Origin of the sequence: Martelella sp. AD-3, from assembly GCF_001578105.1 — a bacterium.
In the GTDB taxonomy this organism is placed as follows: domain Bacteria; phylum Pseudomonadota; class Alphaproteobacteria; order Rhizobiales; family Rhizobiaceae; genus Martelella.
This window is the reverse complement of record NZ_CP014276.1, coordinates 15088-34785: the sequence shown is the minus strand read 5'-3', so window position 1 is coordinate 34785 and position 19698 is coordinate 15088. Positions and strand designations below refer to the sequence as shown.

Below are 19698 nucleotides of genomic sequence, written 5' to 3'. Positions count from 1 at the left end.
GACGCCGATGAGTGCACCCATTACACAAACCGGCGGCGAGACCATGGCCCGGCAGGAACCCGGCGCCTTCCGGCGTTTCCTCAAAATGCTGTGGGCCGACAAGCTCGCCTTCGCGGCGGTACTGTTCCTGATCGTCATCGTGGCTTTCGCGATCTTTGGCCCGATGCTGCTGGATGGCGTTGCCGCAAAGCAGAACCTGCGCGCCCGTAATGCGCCGCCGTTTTCCCTTGATCGCGGTTTTCTCTATCTGCTCGGCGGCGATGCGCTTGGCCGGCCGCTTCTCGCCCGCATCATCGTTGCGGCCCGCAACACAATGGTGGTGTCCGCCGGCGCGGTTGCCGCCTCGCTGCTGATCGGGTCCACGCTCGGCCTCATCGCCGGCTACCGCGACAGATGGCACAGCGAAATCATCATGCGGCTTGCCGATGTGATCATGTCGTTTCCTTCGCTGCTTCTGGCCGTCACCGTGCTCTACGTGCTGGAGCCGTCGATCGCCAATCTGGTGCTGGTGCTCGCCATTACCCGCATCCCGATCTATCTGCGCACCACGCGCGCGGAGGTTCTGGAAGTGCGCAAGCGCATGTTCGTTCAGGCGGCGCAGGTCATGGGCGCGTCCAATCTCCGCATCGTGCTGTTTCACATTCTGCCGGTGGTGCTGCCGACGCTGCTGACCATCGCCACGCTCGACTTCGCCTTCGTGATGCTGGCCGAATCCGCCCTCTCCTTCCTCGGCATCGGCATCCAGCCGCCGGAAATCACCTGGGGCCTGATGGTGAGCCAGGGGCGGCAATATCTGACCAGCGCGTGGTGGCTCGCCTTCTGGCCGGGGCTTGCGATCATCATGACCACCATGTCGCTCAATCTGCTTTCAAGCTGGATGCGGATCGCGCTGAACCCGACCCAGCGCTGGCGGCTGGAAATCGGAGGAAAGTCCAATGGCTAGTTCCCACCTCCTTGAAGTGCGCAACCTCTCGGTCCGTTTCCACACCGCGCGCGGTACGGTCGATGCGGTCAATGACGTGTCATGGCATCTGGACCGCGGCGAGACGCTGGCGATCCTGGGCGAAAGCGGCTCGGGCAAATCGGTCTCGGCGTCGGCGATCATGAACCTGATCGACTGCCCGCCCGGCGAAATCGTGAGCGGTGAAGTGCTGTTCGAGGGCCGCGACCTGTTGACGCTTTCCAGCGAGGAACGCCGCCAGATCAACGGCAAGCGGATCGCGATGATCTTCCAGGACCCGCTCAGCCACCTGAACCCGGTCTATCCGGTCGGCTGGCAGATTGCCGAGGCGGCGATGTGCCACGGCACGGGCAAGCCGGAAGCCTTTGAACGCGCCCTGAAGCTGATGCAGCGCGTCGGCATTCCTGACGCCACGGCCGCGCTGAAGAAATACCCGCACCAGTTTTCCGGCGGACAGCGCCAGCGGCTGATGATCGCCATGGCGCTGGCGCTCAAACCCGACATTCTGATCGCCGACGAGCCGACCACCGCGCTTGACGTCACCGTGCAGGCGGAGGTGCTGTCGCTCCTTGAGGAGCTACAGGCGGAAACCGGCATGGGCCTCTTGCTGATCACCCATGATCTCGGCGTCGTCGCCGAGGCGGCTGACCGGGCGGTGGTAATGGAAGGCGGAAGGATCGTCGAGACCGGCACGCCGCGCGACCTCTATCACAACGCCCGGCACCCCTACACGCGAAAGCTGCTCGCCGCCGCTCCCGGCAAGGGCGAGATGCGAACGGGCGAAAGCGCGCGCCAGCCGATCCTGCAGGTCTCCGGCCTCACCAAGATCTACGGCGCGTTCACCGCGCTGAAGAACGCCGATTTCGAGCTTCATGCCGGCGAAACGCTCGCCGTCGTCGGCGAAAGCGGCTCAGGAAAGTCGACCGTCGCCAAGCTGGTCCTCAGGCTCGAGGAGGCCTCCGGCGGCAAGGTGCTCTGGAAGGGCGAGGATCTGCTGACGAAATCGCACCGGCAGATGCGCGCTGTCCGCCGCCACCTGCAGATGGTCTTTCAGGACCCGACGCAGTCGCTCAACCCGCATATGTCGATCTACCAGATCATCTCCGAGGCATGGGTTATCCACCCCGAGATCCTGCCGAAGGCGCAATGGCGCGACCGGGTGGATGAGCTGTTGCAGCAGGTGGGGCTGAAGCCCGAGCATGCGGCGCGACATCCGCACCAGTTTTCCGGCGGACAGCGCCAGCGCATCGCGATCGCCCGCGCTCTGGCGCTCGAACCGGAGGTGATCATCTGCGACGAGGCGGTCTCGGCGCTCGATGTCTCGATACAGGCACAGGTGATCGCCCTTCTCGGCGAACTGCGCGACCGGCTTGGCATCGCCTTCATCTTCATCGCCCACGACCTGCCCGTGGTGCGCGACTTCGCCGACCGGGTGCTGGTGATGCAGCGCGGCGAGATCGTCGAACAGGGCACCGTCCGCCAGATTTTCGAAAACCCGCAGGAGCTTTACACCCAGCGCCTGCTCGCCGCCGGCCTCGACCCCGATCCGGATGTCCAGGCAGAACACCGGAAGGCGCGGCTGGCGCTAGAAAAAGCGGGGCTGGAAAGCGCCTGAAGACAAGAACCGCGCGCAGCCACCGGCGGTTTGGGTCACCGGCGTCAAAACGTTAAAGGGCACTGTAAAGTTAACTTTGCACCCGAGGCTGAACATAGAGCGTACACAGGACTAATCAACTGGATAGAGAATTCCCAGAGCTCGCTCGAACCGCATCTGCCCTGGCTTGAGGCGCAATGGGAAGCCGGATGACGAAACAGCGCTGAACTATGGCGGCAGCATCGCATATGCGCAAGTCGGCCCCAGGATCGGGAAGGTTGGGACCACCGCCAGGGCGAGCGCGCTGGCGGCCATCAAAATGCGGAACGTATTCGTTATGCCGCGTCCTCCGTCTGGGTGGGGGGCCGAGCGGCGAAGACATCCTTGGCCGCGAAGAGACCGTTGAGCGCCGCAGGAAAGCCGGCATAGACCGCCATCTGCATGATGATCTCGGTGATTTCTTCCCTCGTCACCCCGACATTCAGCCCTGCCTCAATATGGACTTTCAGCTGTGGGGCCGCAGTTCCCATCGCGGTGAGCGCAGCGATGGTGGCGATTTCCCGTGCGCGCAGATCCAGACCGGGGCGGCTGTAGATGTCGCCAAACGGAAATTCGAACAGGTAACTTGCGAAATCAGGGGCAATGTCCGCCAGGGCGGAAACAACATTCTTGCCGGCATCACCATCGATTTCAGCAAGCGCGCGTTTACCGCGTTCCAGCCGGCTTTCGCCAACGTTGGGGGATTGATGCGTCATAGTTTTTCATCCTCTGTTCCTTGCCGGCATATCCGGCAATTTTGGTGTCGAGGACGACAAGGCAGGCTTGAAGTTCGGCCACTTGGGCACGGACACGCTCGCGGTGCTGTTCTAGCAATGCGCTTCGCTCCGCCTCCGTACTAACGCCGCGCTCCCGCAAAGCCGCATAATGCAGCATTTCCCGAATAGGCATCCCTGTCGTTTTGAGGCGGTTGAGAAACTCTATCCAGATCAGGATCGATGCGTCGTAATCACGTTGGCCCGATTGGTCCCTACCGGCATAAGGAAGCAGTCCGATCCGCTCATAGTAACGGATGGTGTGGGCCGACAAACCCGAACGCCTAGCCAGTTCGCCAATCTTCATGGGTGCCCTTCTTTCGTCACGACGCAGAAACATCTACCGCTTGGAGCGCACTCTAGGTCAATAGAAAAAATGAGCTAGGCAGGGGTTGTCGCCAGAGCCAAGTCCACAACAGCAATTGCATCTCAGTCAAGTCAATGCCCACAGCCTCGCGACATAAACCGACCATCACGGGTCAATCCACGATGGTGAATGAAGCCCAGGGACGCGAAGGTCTCCGGTTTTCGCTCACCACGTCGTTGTCGAGATAAAGCCGCGAACCGGCCAAGTTCGACGAGTCGCGTCTTCTCTTCATGGAACGCCAGACCAAATTCGCCCAGCCGTGCCTTGAGGGCCAAGAGCATCTCCCGCGTATCATCCTTCTTCTCGAAGCCCAATCCACGCCTCCGCGTGGGAGGCGACTGGGTGATGATAAGCGGTTTATATTGCTGAGGAAAGCAGGGCCTTCGCACGAAGCTGCGTTTACCGAAAAGGCGCTTGGACGCCGGTTGTCGCAAAGGTGAAAAGGCAACTATCCCAAATAACTGACGGAGGCGCGAAACCTCCGGCATTTATTGGCACGCTTGCGGTTCGCGCAGCACGCACGCCTGCCCGGATGACCGCCGCAAATCCTCCATCAAATCGAGCGCAAGCGGATCGTATCGACTTGGCACACGAGCATGTCCGCTGGACCTAGAACGAGAACCGAAAATCCACCGGAGGTGCGCGATATCAGAACGGTACGCTAAGGCGGACCTTGCCGGCGCTCGAGGTGATCTTGTCGGAGAAGTGTCCTTCATATTCGAGGCGCAGGTCGACGTTTTTCAGGGTCGTGAGCTGGAAGCCCGCGGCGACCGTGGCGAAGGTGCTGCCGTAATCGAGCGAGGTGTTGAACGCGCTGTCTGCGACCGGCGAGCCGGTAAACCGCGCGGTTGTTTTCCAGTCATCGCTCGACATCACCGTCATACCGAGCCGGCCGTAAAGCCTCAGCGTCTCGCCGCTGTCGAAATTGTGGCGACTGCCGATCTCGATGTTCGGCGATGCGGCAAGGCTCCATTGGCCGTGACTGTCGACTTTCAGACCGTAGGCGCCGCTTTCGGTGTAGCTGTCCTGCCACGTATAGATCGCGTCGAGATCGACATAGGGTTTCAGATAGACGCTTTCGAGATCGATCATCTTCGCGATCCGGCCGGTGAATGATCCCGCCGCGACGTTGGGTGAACTGGAAACCACCTCGGCGACATAGGGAATGTTGATCACACGGTCGATATCGTAGCTGCCATAGCTTCCGGCAAGCGCGCCGGCAAAGGTCCAGCCGTCGATCTCGTGCTTCAGGCTGACGCCGGCATAGCCGGCATCGCCGTCGCCGCTGACGGAACCGCTGTCCTGCGACAGCCAGCTCTGCTGGTAGGCGAGCGAGCCGCCGAGGAACCAGCCGGGCGTGAACTCCTTCTGTCCGCCGAACTGGAAGGTCAGCGTGTCGAGATCATAGCTTGCGGCATTGGCGACGGCCGCGCGCCGGTCGTTGCTGCCGGAAACCGACGCCCAGGCGCAGCTTCCCTCGGTGACCTTCACGGTGGCGCCCTCGAATTCCGGGCAGCTCATCAGGCTCGCGCCGAATTCGAGCATTTCGAAGTTCTGCTCCACGGCGGTCGCAAAGGCCGCGCGCGGGCGCAACTCGTCGAGCGTTCCGGGATATTTGCCCGGCGCTCCGTCCGTCTGGCTGGCGAAAGCGCCGAACAGGCTGCCGAAGGCGTTGTTGCCGCCGGCATCCCAGATCGTCTGCAGCGTATTGGCGAGCTGGTGCTGGTCGTTGTTGAGATTGGTCACCGAGGCCGGCGTGAAGTCGGCGCCGGCGACGCTGAAGAACATCTCTTTGCCCACTGTATCGATCTTGTAGTCAAACAACGTCGAGTCCCGCGGCGTCAGTCCACCGGTCATGTCGCCTGCCACCGTCAGGAAGCGGGCAGAGCGGTTCGGCAGCAGGCTGATCGCGTTGAGACCGAGCGTGCCGTCGAATTGCGCATCGCCTTCCAGCGACAACAGGTCGGCATTGGAGTTGTTGAGGTCGATATCCGGGATCAGCCAGCCTGTGGCGCTCTGCTCCAAATCGCCGGAGACCACCGTGGTTCCGGGCCGCCGGAAGCGGCCGATCTCGAACGTGCCGTGGTTGACGATGTCGGCAGCATAGATATAGCCATCCGTCAGCGTGCCGCGAACGCCGTTGTTGACCGAGATCGCCATGGCATCGCCATCACTGGCCTGGCTGGTATTCTGAACGCCGCCGCTGATGCTGCCGGAGCCCTGATTGTCGAGCGTAAGCGACCCGCTGGTGGTACCATTGGCGGAATACAGAACGGCATAGCTGTCGGTGTAATCATTGCCGGTCGCCGAGGCGCCGGACTGGATGCTGGCGCTGTCGGTGAGCGTGAGCGTGTTGGCGGTACCGCCGACGACCCAGATCGCCGCGGAATCATCGCTCTGGCCGCCGGAAACCTTGCCGCTGCCGCTGAGGTTAATGGCAATCTGGCCGTTGCCGGAAACACCCTCGCTCTGCGCAAAGATGCCGACGCCGCGTGCTCCGGTCGCCGAGATGATGCCCGACGCGTTAATCGTGATCGTGCTGCTGGTGCCGGAGGTGGCCGTCGGCGAGAGGCCGGCGAAGCCGGACCCGGCGCCTGCGCCGCCAAAGCCGCCGCCGCCGCCGATCGACTGGGCGAGAATGCCGAAGGCATCGGCGCCGGTTGTCGCCAGTGCGCCGTTGAGAGTCAGGTTGACGGCGCCGCCATTGCCGGTTGCGCCGCCGGAGGCAGACGTATTGACCGGCAGCAGGCTGAGAAGCCCGCCGGTCGCATCGCCACCAATGCCGCCACCGCCGCCAATCGATTGGGCGACGAGCGCATGCGCGCCTGCGCCGCTGGTCCTGATGCCCGCGTCAGAGGTTGAGGTGAAGTCGAGCGTCACGGTATTGCCGTAACCGCCAGCTCCGCCCTGGCCGCCAATGGCAAGGTCGAGACCACCGGCAACCTCACCGGTGACCCCGATACCGCCGCCGCCGCCAATCGACTGCATGAGAAGTCCGAAAGCACGGTCGCCATAGGTGACGATGTCAGTCCCGGTCCCAAAACTGAAATCAACCGTGCTGCCATTGCCGGCCATGCCGCCCTTGCCGCCGATCGACATGCTCAGTTCGGCGCTGCGGATGCGGGTGGCCTCGGCGCTGTTGCCGACGCCGCCCTGGCCGCCGCCGCCGCCGATCGACTGCGCGGCGATGCCGATCGCGTCGGAGCCATGGGTCACGATATGCGGCGTGCTCGAATTGGTTGTCGAAACCGGGCCGCCGTTTCCGCCGACGCCGCCCGTACCGCCGGCATCGCCGCCGATTGCAAGCGTACCGGTCTGCTGGTCCGAGCCGTCAGCGCCCTGTCCGCCGCCGCCGCCAATCGACTGGGCAAGGATGCCATAGGCGCCATAACCATATGTGTGGATATAGTCGGTACCATAACCCTCGAAATCGAAAGAAACAGCACCGCCGTCGCTGCCGCTGCCGCCCTTGCCGCCGACCGCAACCTCGATATTGGCGGTGATCTCGCTGCCGGATGCGACGGAAGAACCACCCTGTCCGCCGCCGCCGCCGATCGACTGCAGCACCGCCCCATCGGCCCAGTCGCCCATCGTGGTCACCTGGCCGCCGAAATCGAGATAGACAGCGCCGCCCGTGCCCCCGGTACCGCCCTTGCCGCCGACATCGACGGTGAGTTCATAGGTATTGCCCGCATCCGTCAGCCGCCCTATCTGGTCTTCGATATTGCCGATCGCATCGAGAATCTTGTGCGACGAGGCATCGCTGCCGAGCGAGCCGCCAATGCCGCCACCGCCGCCGATCGACTGCATCACGATCGCGTCGGCATCGCCGCCGAAGGTCTGGACGCCGCCATAGACCGAGCCCGTGACCGACTGGCCCTTGCCGCCCGAGCCGCCCGTAAGCCCCAACCCGACATTCAGCCTTGCATCATAGCCGCCAGCGCTGCCGGCGAGATACATCGTGCCGCCCTGCGAGGTTCCGCCGCCGCCGCCGATCGACTGCGCCACGATCCCGCGAGAGCCCGAACCCTGAGTCTGAATGTTGTAGTTGCCGTAATGATCAACGGTCACATTGCCGCCGTCGCCGCCTGTACCGCCCTTGCCGCCCAGCCCGATATCGGCCTTTATCGACACGGTTCCGCCCTGCGAATAGGCGTTGCTGTTGCCGATGCCGCCATTGCCGCCACCGCCGCCGATCGACTGCGCGAGAACGCCGTAGGAACTATCGCTGTAGGTCAGAAGCGTGGCCGCCGGCGTTTCGCCCCTGATGGGATCGGTCACATTGGCATTGGTGGCGCCGCTCCATTCACCAAGCGTCACGGTGACAGTGTTGCCCGCGCCGCCGCCCGAGGTCGAGAAATCGTAATTGTTGTTGGTGCCGCCGTTGTCGGTATCGTCCAGGATATTGCCCGCGCCGCCGCCAAAGGAGACGCTTGCCGTCAGCTCGACCGTGTCCTTGTCGCCAAGCGTCGTCGAAAGAACCGAGGAATCGCCGCCATTGCCGCCACCGCCGCCGATCGACTGGGCGATGATGCCATTGGAGGCATCGCCGAGCGTGGTCAGCCGCGAAGCTGAATCGAGCGAGACGCTGACTGCGCCGCCATTGCCCGCATTACCGCCATTACCGCCGACCGCGGCCTGATAGTTGAACGCCACCGGAACCCCGGTACCCGTCGGCGCGGCAACGAGAAAGTCCTTGGCCGAAGTGGCGCCGCCGCTGCCGCCGCCGCCGCCGATCGACTGGGCGACGATGCCGGCGGAATCGCCGGGCAGATTGACGCTGTCGCTGCGCACGACAGTGCCCGTGGAGATGGTGGAGCCCTCGAGGGCGACATTGACGCTGTTGGCCGTGCCGCCGGTCCCGCCGCTGCCGCCGAGGATGAACGCGGCGTTAAAGCCGACCGTGGCGTCGAAATAATTGGCGCTGCCGCCGGTTCCACCGCCGCCGCCGATCGATTGGGCGATGATGCCGGGGGCCTGCGCGCCCGCCGTCGCGATCTGCAGGTTGTCCTGCCTGATCTTCACCGAGCCGCCTGCGCCGCCTGAACCGGCGTTGCCGCCGGTCTGAAGCGCGATGAATGAGAGGGCGCTGTAGTTCTTGACGCTGCCGCCATTGCCGCCGCCGCCGCCGATCGATTGGGCAATCAGGCCCGGAGAGAAGTCGGCGGCCGTGCTGATGGCGCCATCGCCGGAACCCGTCGCGGCGGCAAGCGTCGAATCATAGGCCGTAATATCGCCACTCGAATTCGTGGTCCCGCACACCGCCGTATTATCGATGCAGATCGTCCCGCCATTGCCGCCCTGCGAGGCCGTGCCGCCAAGCCCGATCGAGGTGATCGCGGACAGGGTCATCACCGCGCCGCCATTGCCGCCGCCGCCGCCGATCGACTGAACCACTGCGCCAGGCGAAAATTCGCCGGCCGTGCTGATGCCGCCGAGGTTGGAGACGGCGACCGTGCCGCCACTACCGCCGGCGCTACCCTGACCGCCAACGCCGGCCATGCCGAGCGCATCGCCGCCCGAGCCGCCGCCGCCGCCGATCGACTGCGCCAGAATGCCGATGGAGGAGCCGCCGCCGGTCGAAATCCTGGCAGTATTGGATATCCCCACGGTTCCGCCGTTCGCCGTGGTGGTGCCGGCCGCATTGCCCCCGACGCTGACAAGTCCGGTCGCCGAACCCGCAGCCCCGCCGCCGCCGCCGATGGACTGGGCGATGATGCCCAGCGCATTGTAGCCCGCCGTCGTGATGTCGGCGGCATAGTTGACCGTAACCATGCCCGGCGTCCCGCCGCCCGCGCCGTCGCCGCCGAGGCCGACCAATGACGAGACGTCGATGCCGCCCGTACCGCCGCTGCCGGCAATCGACTGCGCGACCACGCCGAAGGCATTGTCACCGCCCGTGGTAATGGCGATATCGCTGTAGACGCCGACATTACCCGCATTGCCGCCATTGCCGCCATTGCCCGCCTGACCGCCGAGCACGCTGACGAACTCGCCGCCCGTGCCGCCGCCGCCGCCGATCGAATGGGCCAGGATGCCGGCCGCATAATCGCCGGCCGTGGTCAGCGTTCCGGCATTGGTAAAGCTGACGCTGATGCCGCCGGCATTGCCGCCGAAGCCGCCGCCACCGCCCTGGCCGGCAAGCGCCGTTCCGTCGCCGCCATCGCCGCCCTGTCCGCCAACGCTCTGGCCGATCACGCCGTAGACATAATCGCCGGCCGTCGTGATCGACATCGCGCCGCCGGTATTGCCGAGCGTGATCGCGCCACCCGTGCCGCCATTGCCGCCCGGCTCGTCCTTGGTCGGACCCGTGCCGCCCTTGCCGCCGATGCTGCGTGCTGCCATCGCGGCGCTGATATAGGGCGTCGAGCCCGCGACATCGACGACGATGCTGGTGTCGCTTTGAACCGTGACATTGCCGCCGGCCCCGCCTTCGCCGCCCGGATCGGAGGCGTCGTTCTTGGTATTGCTGTAGCCGCCGCCGCCGACGCTCATGCCGGCGAGCCCGAACAGACCGGCGCCGCCGGAGGAAGTGGCGTTCCAGTAGATCGAGACCGCCGGGGTTCCGGTGATGGAAATCGTGCCGCCGCTGCCCGCATTGCCGTTGCTGTAACCGCCGCCACCGGCGACAGATTCGGCAATGAAACCACCGCCCTGGGCAATGCCGGAGAAACGCGACGACGACGTGCCGATCCTGGCCGAACCACTGCTGTCGCCGCTGATTGTGATCGCGCCGCCGGCCCCGCCGACGCCGCCATACTGATCGCCGGTCAGCCCGCTGTTCTGGTTGCCGCCGGCTCCGCCTGCAGTGAAAGCATAGAGGACCGCCGCCCCGTCACTGCTCGAGCCGCTCATCGTGTAACTGGTGCCTGAGTTACTGGTGAATGTCAGCGCCCCGCCGGACCCGCCCGCTCCGCCGCTCGATTTGTAGTTATTGTTGGTCGCATCACCAGAGCCACCGGCGCTTTGCATATGGATCAGCGATGCGATGCCGCTCGAAACACTGGCAGTGCCGGTGAACGAGCCGCCGGTATTGTTGATCGTCAGCCAGCCGCCTTCGCCGGCCGCGCCGCCATTGTCATCACCTCCGGCGCCCGCAGAGCTGATCTGCCAGCCGGCATCGGCGGTGCTCGAGTCGATCGTGAGCGTCTGCGTCGAGCCGTCCTGTGTAACCTCTATCGCGGCGCCGTCGTCCCCGGAATCGACCGAAGCCGCAGTCACATCAAGATTGACGGAGGCGCTGCCGGAATTGAACGAACAGGTGAAGGGGTCGCCGGTTTCGTCGCAATCGTCAGCGTAGCCCGGGGCGGCGGCGATGAGGGAGGCGGCGCAAACCGAGCCGAACATGATTGCCCGAAAGCTCGGGGCGGCGGTCGCCGGCCTCGCATTTGCCATCCCGGCGCCGCGTGATACGCTGAAAAACATCTGAACCTCCCGAAGCCACTGGTCATCGATCGCGGCCGCTTTCAGCATTTCATGCGAAATCCCGCAGGGTCGGATTGACGTGCATCATGCCAAAGGATGGCGCGAATTCATCTGCATTTCGATGAAAGCCATGATTTTTTCGATGAACCGGCATTCGTTCCCGCGCGGAAGGGCGTAAAATCGATGGCGATCGACGCGATGGAAGAGGAAACGGTGCCCGCCCATGGTCAGTGATACGGTGGAACCGCGCGCCGCGGATGGCATAGCGCGCGAAGAAGCGACCGACGGCGACCCCGTGCCCGTGCTCCGGACGTTCTGGGGCGCGCAGTGCGCGGTCTGGAGCTTCCTGATCCTGTTTGGCTGGACGGCGCGCCTCATCACCTTCGGCGATGTCTTTGCCGCCACGGTGATGACGCTGACCGTGGATCCGCTCGCCTTCCTTATGACGGGAGCGCTTCATGTGGTGTTCCTGTCGCGACGACGGCGGATCACAACCATCCCGATTATCATCTTTCTGCTGGGTTTCTCGCTTGCCGGCGGGCTGGTGCTGCGGGAAATCGCCGACGTCGTGCGCCGGCTCGCGCTCAATGACATGCCGCTACCGCTCAGCCCGGCGATGATGACCGTGTTCTACACGATCACCCTGATCGGCTGGTCGCTGATGTATTTCTGGCGCACCGCTTTGCTCGAGGCGCGTTCCGAACGCCTGCGCGCGGCCGAGGCGCGGGCGGAGGCGGTCCGGCTCGAAATGGAACGGCTGCATCTGCAGCTTGCCCCGCATTTCCTCTTCAACGCCCTCAATTCGGTCGCCTCGGAAATTCACGATCGGCCGGGCGAGGCGCTGGAGATGGTGCGCCGCATTGCCGCCTATCTTCGCTACTGCCTCGACCACGCGGCCCATTCCAGGTGTCCGCTTGCCGACGAACTGGAAGCGATGCGCGCCTATCTACGCATTCAGGAACTGCGCTTCGAGGAAAGGCTGAGTACGACCGTGACCGTCGATCCCGCAGCCCTCACCGTGCTGGTGCCGCACATGATCCTCCAGGGACTGGTCGAAAATGCGGTCAAGCACGGCTTGCAGCATCAGGACGATGCCATCGAGATCGGCGTCAGGGTGGAGCGCCTTGATGACAGGAGCATCGTCATCGAAGTCGTCAATTCCGGCACGCTGCAACCCGAACGAACGGGCCGCCCCGCCATCGGCCTTGCCAATACCAGACAGCGCCTTCGTCTTCACTACCCGGACGGCTATGAACTGACCCTGAAACAAGCGGGCGACCGCGTCGTCGCCAGACTGATGTTGAGGGGGTCCGCATGCCTCGTGTAATCCTCATCGATGACGAGCCGCCGGCCCGGCGCGGTCTGAGACGCATGCTCGCAGCCTTCGACGATATCGAAATCATCGGCGAGGCCGGCACGATCGATCAGGCGCGGACGTTGATCGGAACGCTGTGCCCGGACGCCGTATTCCTCGATATCGAACTATCGAGCGGCAAGGGTTTCGAGATTGTTGCCGATCTGTCGTCCGAGACCGCCGTGATCGTTGTTACCGCCTACAGCCTATATGCCACCGACGCCTTCGATGTCGCCGCGCTCGACTTTCTGGTCAAGCCGGTCGATCCGGATCGTCTCCAGACCGCGGTCGGCCGTCTCCGGGAACGCCTTGCCCAAAAGCAGCCGTCGGCTGGCACGGGCGCCGGCGCCCAGCCGCCGGCGCGCATTCTCCTGAAATCGATGATGTCTTCGGTTCTGGTCCCGGTCAATTCCATCACGCTGCTGCAGGCCGAAGCGGACTTCACCCGGGTGCATCTCGATACCGACCAGACCTATCTCGCCGCGGGATTGCTCGGTAAGTTCGAGACTGACCTGCCATCGCCTCCCTTTCGCCGGCTGGACCGCTCGCTTCTGGTCAACCTCGACCAGATCCACTCGGTCGAATGGCAGGCCGGCGGCCGGGGCCTGCTGCGCTTCAGCGCAAACGACCGCGAGATCCCCCTTGGACGATCCGCAACCAAACGCTTGCGCCAGCTTCTGGATGACTGAGTCCGACGAGGCCGGCAAGGTCGAGCAGAAGACCCGGTTCCTCGTGCAGGATGCCAACTCCGTCCTCCGTTCAATTTCGCCGGATGTCATCATCAGCCCCGGGCGCCAAGGGCGCAGATATCGGAAAACTATCGCTACCCAGAGCGCGCACATGATGATATTCGGCGGCCAGCAAAGGTGGTGACCATGACGCCGAATACCGATTCCAACGCCACATCCCCGATCGCCGCCATCCATCCGGCGCTTGCCTCCGCCCTGGCGGCGAAAGGCTACAGCGCGCTGACCCCGGTTCAAATGGCGATGACGAATGAAGATCATCGTGACGTGGATCTCCTGGTCTCGGCGCAGACGGGCTCGGGAAAGACGGTCGCCTTCGGCATCGCAATCGCGCCGACGCTGCTTGGGCGCGACGCGCATTTCAACGCCGCCGCAGCACCGCTCGGTCTGGTCATTGCGCCGACGCGCGAACTCGCCGTTCAGGTCCAAAGGGAACTCGACTGGCTCTACGCGACAGCCGAGGTGAGGACCGCGACCTGCGTGGGCGGCATGGATATGCGCAACGAACGCCGCGCGCTCGACCGCGGCGCCCATCTCGTCGTCGGCACCCCCGGACGCCTGCGCGATCACATCACGCGGGGAACGCTGGACCTGAGCGCCCTCCGCGCCGTGGTGCTCGACGAAGCCGACGAGATGCTGGATCTCGGGTTTCGCGACGACCTGGAGTTCATCCTCGGTGCCGCCCCCAAGGAGCGTCGCACGCTGCTGTTTTCGGCGACCGTGCGGCGCGGCATCGCGGAACTCGCCCGAGCCGTGCAGACGAACGCGGTGCGCATCGAGACGACCGCATCCACCGAACAGCATGCCGACATTGAATACCAGTTGATGCTGGTGCGGCGCGACGAGCGCGAACACGCGATCATCAACACGCTGCTCGATTCCGATTCGACCAGCGCACTGGTGTTCTGCCACACCCGCGAAGCGGTCCGCCATCTCACGGCGCGCCTCGCCAATCGCGGCTTCTCGGTGGTTTCGCTTTCGGGCGAAATGGCGCAATCGGAGAGATCGAATGCGCTGCAATCCATGCGCGACGGACGTGCGCAAGTCTGCGTGGCGACCGATGTCGCGGCCCGCGGCATCGACCTTCCGAACCTCGACCTCGTGGTCCACGCCGACGTGCCGAGCAACCCGGAAACCCTGCTGCATCGCTCCGGCCGGACCGGCCGTGCCGGTCGAAAGGGCGTCTGCGTGCTCATCGTTCCGGAAAACAGGCGGGGCGCGGTTCAGCGCGTGCTTGCGTTGGCGAAGCTGACGGCGACCGTGCGTGCGGCGCCGGGCATTGCCGATATCGAGGCGCGCAACCGCCGGCGGATCATCGATGCCGCCGCCTCTGCCGCTGAGCCCGCCGGGGCGGAGGCGGACTTCGTGGCCGAATTGCTGGACCGGGCGGGGCCTGAGCGCATTGCTGCGGCGTTTCTTCGCCAGCAATTGGCCGCCCACCCCGTTCCCGAGGAACTCTCGCCGCTCCCCGCCGCAGCGCTCGATAACAAGACGGCCCGCGCGCGCCGGTCCGCAGACAAAAACGCATCGGTTCGCGAGCCGCACGGGCCGGACATGCAGGACGGCGTATGGTTCACCATCTCGCTCGGGCGCAAGCAGCGCGCCGATCCGAAATTCCTGCTGCCGATGATCTGCAACGCCGGCGGCGTGACCAAACGCGATGTCGGCAAGATCAAAATCGATGACACCGAAACCCGTTTCGAAATTTCCGCCGACAAGGCCGCCGGCTATGCGAAACAGATCAAGCAGCCGGGCAACCTCGAAAGAGGCATCATGATCGCGCCGGCCGGTGAGATGCGCGAAAAGCCGAGACAAGCGAAACCGAAATTCAGGCAGGACGGCAAGCCGACCCGCAAACCCCAGGCCCCATCGGCCGATCGCGGCAAGACGTCGAAACACAAGAGCCGCAAACCGAAGCGCCCAGCCTGATCGGCGCGCTTCTGCCCTGCACCGCCTTCATGACTGCTTTCGGGAACCCCGCGCAGCCGATCGAACGGCCCGCTCGAGGGCGCTCTGCCGACCGGCAGAAACGGTCTGGGAGGAGACCCTCCGATTTAGACTGACGCACTCCGAAAATCTGCCATTCGGCGAGGCGCGCGAAACAGCCGGCTTTGTCGTCTGCAGCGAGGGTCGACTACGAGCCTGTTTATGGACATGTCTTTGCGGCAACGAGGCCAGCGTCGCGGAGACGCTGGCTTGTCTTCGGATGTGACTTGGCATGCTGTCAGGGCCAGAACCGGGGCTGATTGCGGTGACCGATTTTGGATTACAGCACCGATGTCGGCAGCGCTTTGCCGGAGAATTGCGCCTCGAGATTGTCGAAGACCAGCTTGCCCATGGCCTTGCGCGTTTCATAGGTGCCGGAGGCATGGTGCGGCTGCAGGAGGACGTTTTCGAGCGCAAGGAAGCGCGGATTGATGTTCGGTTCGCCGTCGAACACATCGAGTGCCGCCGAGCCGAGCTTGCCGCCTTCAAGCGCATCGAGAAGCGCCTCTTCATCGATATTCGATGCGCGGGAAATGTTGATCAGCATGCCTTCGGGCCCAAGCGCCTCAATGACCGATTTGCCGACGATGTGGCGGGTCGCTGCCGAAGCCGCCAGCGTCACGAACAGGAAGTCAGAGCCTTCGGCAAGTTTTTCGGCACTTTCGACAAAGGTCCAGTCGGGCGCATAGTCCTTTGCGGCAACATCACTGTAGGAGATTTGCATGTCGAAACCGGCGAGCCGGCGGCCGACCTCATAGCCGATGCGGCCAAGGCCGAGAATACCGACGCGCTTTCCGTGAACGCGATGCATCAGCGGATAAAGCCCCTTCGAGGCCCAGTTGCCGCTTCTGGCCCAGGCTTCGGCCCCGACCATACCGCGTGACTGACACATCATCATCGCAACGCCCAGATCGGCGACGTCCTTGGTCAGCACGTCCGGCGTGTTGGTGACGCGGATACCGCGTTCGCGCGCGGCATCAAGATCGACGGCATCATAGCCGACGCCATAAACGCTGATGATTTCCAGCGCCGGAAGCGCCTCGATCAGCGCCCGGTTCGCGCCCAGTTCGCCGCGCGTTGCAATGCCCCGGATATTGGCTGCATGCGCCTTGATAAAGGCCTCTTTGTCGGCCGCTTCGAACAGGCGATGCATGGTGAAATGCGCGTTCAGCCGCTCGTCATCCCAGCTCGGATAAGGACCGATCTGCAGAATTTCAACTTTCGTCATAGGCGCCTCCAATTTCTGTTATCGATATCATTCGGTTGTAAACAAAAAAGCCGCTGCTTACGTGCCGGCGGCTCTCGAATTCAGGACAGGTTGTTGCAGTCGAGCAGTTCAAGAAACAGTGCTGAATGGTCCAGATCACCGCCCTCAAGCCGGATCACAAGATCGGCGAAGCGATCGCGCTGCAGCATCGTCAGGGGCAGGGAAAGCCCCATCACGCGGCATTCCGCCAGCACATTTTCCAGGTCCTTCAGTTGAAAGGCGGAGCGTCCGCCGGGGGTGAAATCGCCCGATTGCATGCGGGCGCCGTGCTGCTGCAGGATGACGGAATCGGCGAAACCGCCCTGAAGCACGGCTCGGAAACGCGCCGGATCCACACCGCCTTCGCGGACCAGAAGCGTTGCCTCGGCCACCGCGCCGATGGTGATGGCGACAATCGCCTGATTGGCGAGCTTGGCCAGTTGCCCGCTGCCGGAGGGCCCAAGCAGGATCGCGTTTCCCATTGGCTCAAAAACGGTGGCGACCCGTGCGAACGCGGCCTCGTCGCCACCGGCCATGATCGCCAAACGTCCCGCCTCGGCGCCGCGCGTTCCGCCGCTGACCGGCGCGTCGATATGGCTGACGCCGATTTCCGCCAGCCGCCCGGCGTGGTCGCGCGCCTCTCCCGGCTTGATCGAACTCATGTCGATAACGATCGCACCGGCCGGGATTTTCTCGGCCACACCCTGCGTGAACAGAAGGTCGGCGACGGCCGGACCATCCGAGATCATGGTGATCACGACATCGGCGCCGATCACCGCGGCGGCAGGCGTTTCGGCGACGGACGCCCCCGCCTTTTCGAGTGCGGCAGTCTTTCCCGGGCTTCGGTTCCAGACGGTAAGGGAAAAGCCTGCCTTGATAAGGTTCAGCGCCATCGGCGCGCCCATCAACCCGGTCCCCAGAAATGCGATTTTCATGCTTGCCTTATCCCAGTTTGCTGCCATTGGCGGTGACATAGACCGCATAAAGCGAGGTCGTTGCGGTGATGAACAACCGGTTGCGCTTTGCGCCGCCAAAGGTGAGATTTGAAACGGTTTCCGGCAGATGCAACTTGCCGATCAGGGTTCCGTCGGGATCGTAGCAGTGGACGCCATCGGCCGCACTGGTCCAGATCCTGCCGCTGCGATCAACACGGAAACCGTCGAACAGTCCGTTTGTGCAGGTGGCGAAAATCCCAAGGTCCGCGAGTTCATTTTCATCACCGACACGAAACTTGCGGATATGGCGCGGTCCGCCCTCCAGATGGGTAGCGCCGGTATCGGCAATATAGAGCAGGCCTTCGTCGGGCGAAAATGCAAGCCCGTTCGGCTTCTCGAAATCGTCGGCAACGCGACTTGTCCGCCCTGTCTCGGGATCGACGCAATAGACATGGCAACCGGCGATTTCCTGTTCGCCATAATCGCCCTCGTAATCATGCATGATCCCGTAAGAGGGATCTGTAAACCAGATCGTGCCATCGGATTTGACCACAACATCATTGGGAGAGTTCAACCTCTTGCCATCATAGCGATCGGCAATCACTCGGATCTCACCGTTAAACTCCGTGCACGTAACACGCCTGGAAAGGTGTTCGCAGGTGACGAGACGGCCGAATTGGTCGACCGTATTGCCATTGCTGTTGTTCGACGGTTGACGAAAAACGCAGGTCTCGCCGCTCGCCTCGTCGAAACGCATCATCCGGTTGTTGGGGATGTCGGAAAACAGCACAAACCGGCCCGGAGCAAACCACGCAGGCCCTTCCAGCCAACGGCCTCCGGTCCAAAGCCGCTCCACCCGCGCATGGCCGACGAAACACGTTTCAAAGCGCGGATCGAGCACTTCGAAGCCGCTTCCCTCCAAAATTCCGAACATGGCTCCCTCCCAAAAGCTGCATTCCCGACGCGACTGCGAGAAACGTCTATGATATCGATAACAGATGTGTTATGGACGTCAAGACCAAGCCCTGTCAAGCTGCGAATGCCGAACAAAAGGATTCGACAACTTCTGGGGGAAGAGAACACGCAATATTGACACCTGCCCATTGCCGGGACCAGAGAAAGACCTGAGCGGTCGGCGACCGATTTTCTGGCTGGAGGGCAGGAGGACCGTTCGACGGGGACTGAAATTGGCACCAGGCAAAACGAAAAAAAGCCAGAGTAATCCGCAGCGCCCGCAAAGCGCGCCAACCATGGCGGATGTCGCACGGCTATCCGGCGTTTCAACGATGACAGTCTCTCGGGCGTTGAAAAAAGACAGCCATGTCTCGAAGGAAACACGGCAACGTATTCTCGCCGCCGTCGATCAGCTTGGCTATGTTCTCGATCAGTCGGCCGGCTCTCTCTCCTCGCGCAAGACCGGTTTTGTGGCCGCGCTTGTGCCATCGATCAACAATTCGAACTTCTCTGAAACAGCGCGCGGCATTACCGAAGCGCTTGAAGGTTCGGGTCTGCAGCTTCTGCTGGGTTACACAGACTATTCCGAGAAAAAAGAAGAGCAGTTGATCCAGTCCATGCTGCAGCGCCGACCGGAAGGCATTATCCTGACTGACAGCACGCATACGCCCAGCGCCAGACGCATGCTCGTCAATTCAGGCATTCCGGTGATCGAGACCTGGGAAATCCCCGAAGACCCGATCGACAGCGTAGTCGGTTTTTCCAACAGCGCGGTGATGAGCGACATGGTGAAGGCGCTTGCTGCCAAGGGGTACCGGAAGTTTGGCTATATCGGCGGCACAACAACCCGCGATACGCGCGGCAACATACGCCGGTCGGGCTTTCTCAATGCAATCAAGGAGCTGGGTCTTGAACCCGGACGGATGATCTCTTTCGGCGTACCGCCAATTTCGATCGAACAGGGCGCGCAGGCCATCGTTTCGATGCTTGAACGCTGGCCGGATACAGAGGCGGTGATCTGCGTCTCCGACCTTTCTGCCTTCGGCGCCTTGATGGAATGCCAGCGACGCGGCATCAAGGTGCCGGACGATATTGCGATCGCCGGTTTTGGCGATTACGAGATTTCCGCCTTCTGCCATCCGCGCATTTCCACGGTAAATGTCGGTTGTCGCGATATCGGGCGCTTTGCCGCCCAGAAATTACTGCGCGAACTGGGGGGCGACGACCCAGGCGGGGACGAACTGATTCTGACGCCCTACCAGGTGCTTCTGCGCGAAAGCACATGACCGTTTTGCCGAAAGCCAAGAAAAGGAATTCA

At 63.3% G+C, this 19698-nt stretch carries 14 protein-coding genes; 7 read left to right on the top strand and 7 right to left on the bottom strand.

The window, feature by feature from the left end; genetic code table 11:
* The first annotated feature begins 43 nt into the window (after window positions 1–43).
* Both AZF01_RS21225 and AZF01_RS21220 read left to right on the top strand, forming a co-directional pair.
* Window positions 44–943, top strand: coding sequence for an ABC transporter permease (locus AZF01_RS21225; RefSeq protein ID WP_200866645.1), 900 nt, complete (start codon window positions 44–46; stop codon window positions 941–943).
* Window positions 936–2576, top strand: coding sequence for an ABC transporter ATP-binding protein (locus AZF01_RS21220; protein ID WP_024708574.1), 1641 nt, complete (start codon window positions 936–938; stop codon window positions 2574–2576). Before AZF01_RS21225 ends, AZF01_RS21220 begins: the two co-directional genes overlap by 8 nt.
* 314 nt (window positions 2577–2890) lie before the next feature.
* Here the strand turns inward: AZF01_RS21220 and AZF01_RS21215 are convergent, their stop codons facing one another.
* The 4 genes from AZF01_RS21215 to AZF01_RS24660 all read right to left on the bottom strand — a co-directional run bounded on the left by AZF01_RS21215 (window position 2891) and on the right by AZF01_RS24660 (window position 11159).
* Window positions 2891–3310, bottom strand: a complete 420-nt coding sequence (locus AZF01_RS21215) for a carboxymuconolactone decarboxylase family protein (RefSeq protein ID WP_024708573.1) — start codon at window positions 3308–3310, stop codon at window positions 2891–2893.
* Complete coding sequence (locus tag AZF01_RS21210; RefSeq protein ID WP_024708572.1) at window positions 3261–3674, bottom strand: MerR family transcriptional regulator; 414 nt, start codon at window positions 3672–3674, stop codon at window positions 3261–3263. Before AZF01_RS21210 ends, AZF01_RS21215 begins: the two co-directional genes overlap by 50 nt.
* A 131-nt stretch (window positions 3675–3805) precedes the next feature.
* Window positions 3806–4048, bottom strand: a complete 243-nt coding sequence (locus tag AZF01_RS23690; protein WP_244435569.1) for a hypothetical protein — start codon at window positions 4046–4048, stop codon at window positions 3806–3808.
* A 334-nt stretch (window positions 4049–4382) separates the two neighbouring features.
* Window positions 4383–11159 carry an autotransporter outer membrane beta-barrel domain-containing protein gene (locus AZF01_RS24660; protein WP_156484760.1) on the bottom strand — a complete coding sequence of 2259 codons (6777 nt, stop codon included), beginning with the start codon at window positions 11157–11159 and terminating at the stop codon, window positions 4383–4385.
* 96 nt (window positions 11160–11255) lie between these two features.
* Between AZF01_RS24660 and AZF01_RS24155 the strand changes: the two genes are divergently transcribed.
* From AZF01_RS24155 to AZF01_RS21185, 4 genes are all read left to right on the top strand, one after another.
* Window positions 11256–11393: a hypothetical protein gene (locus AZF01_RS24155; RefSeq protein WP_156484759.1), complete on the top strand. Its 138-nt coding sequence runs from the start codon at window positions 11256–11258 to the stop codon at window positions 11391–11393.
* Window positions 11383–12486, top strand: coding sequence for a sensor histidine kinase (locus AZF01_RS21200; RefSeq protein ID WP_024708562.1), 1104 nt, complete (start codon window positions 11383–11385; stop codon window positions 12484–12486). Before AZF01_RS24155 ends, AZF01_RS21200 begins: the two co-directional genes overlap by 11 nt.
* The gene (locus AZF01_RS21195) at window positions 12474–13202 is read left to right on the top strand and encodes a LytTR family DNA-binding domain-containing protein (protein WP_024708563.1); all 729 of its coding nucleotides are present in this window, start codon (window positions 12474–12476) and stop codon (window positions 13200–13202) included. Before AZF01_RS21200 ends, AZF01_RS21195 begins: the two co-directional genes overlap by 13 nt.
* A gap of 186 nt (window positions 13203–13388) precedes the next feature.
* Entirely contained in the window at window positions 13389–15188 is a 1800-nt protein-coding gene (locus AZF01_RS21185) for a DEAD/DEAH box helicase (RefSeq protein WP_024708565.1), read from the top strand.
* 337 nt (window positions 15189–15525) lie between these two features.
* On the opposite strand, the gene AZF01_RS21180 is transcribed toward AZF01_RS21185, so the two are convergent.
* From AZF01_RS21180 to AZF01_RS21170, 3 genes are all read right to left on the bottom strand, one after another.
* Window positions 15526–16473: a 2-hydroxyacid dehydrogenase gene (locus AZF01_RS21180; protein WP_024708566.1), complete on the bottom strand. Its 948-nt coding sequence runs from the start codon at window positions 16471–16473 to the stop codon at window positions 15526–15528.
* A gap of 80 nt (window positions 16474–16553) precedes the next feature.
* The gene (locus AZF01_RS21175) at window positions 16554–17426 is read right to left on the bottom strand and encodes an NAD(P)-dependent oxidoreductase (RefSeq protein WP_244435568.1); all 873 of its coding nucleotides are present in this window, start codon (window positions 17424–17426) and stop codon (window positions 16554–16556) included.
* Between the two features lie 7 nt (window positions 17427–17433).
* On the bottom strand, window positions 17434–18360 hold the full coding sequence (locus tag AZF01_RS21170; RefSeq protein WP_024708568.1) for an SMP-30/gluconolactonase/LRE family protein: 927 nt from the start codon (window positions 18358–18360) through the stop codon (window positions 17434–17436).
* A 316-nt stretch (window positions 18361–18676) separates the two neighbouring features.
* Here AZF01_RS21170 and AZF01_RS21165 point away from each other — a divergent pair, with 316 nt between their 5' ends.
* Complete coding sequence (locus AZF01_RS21165; RefSeq protein ID WP_024708569.1) at window positions 18677–19666, top strand: LacI family DNA-binding transcriptional regulator; 990 nt, start codon at window positions 18677–18679, stop codon at window positions 19664–19666.
* The last annotated feature ends 32 nt before the right edge of the window (window positions 19667–19698 follow it).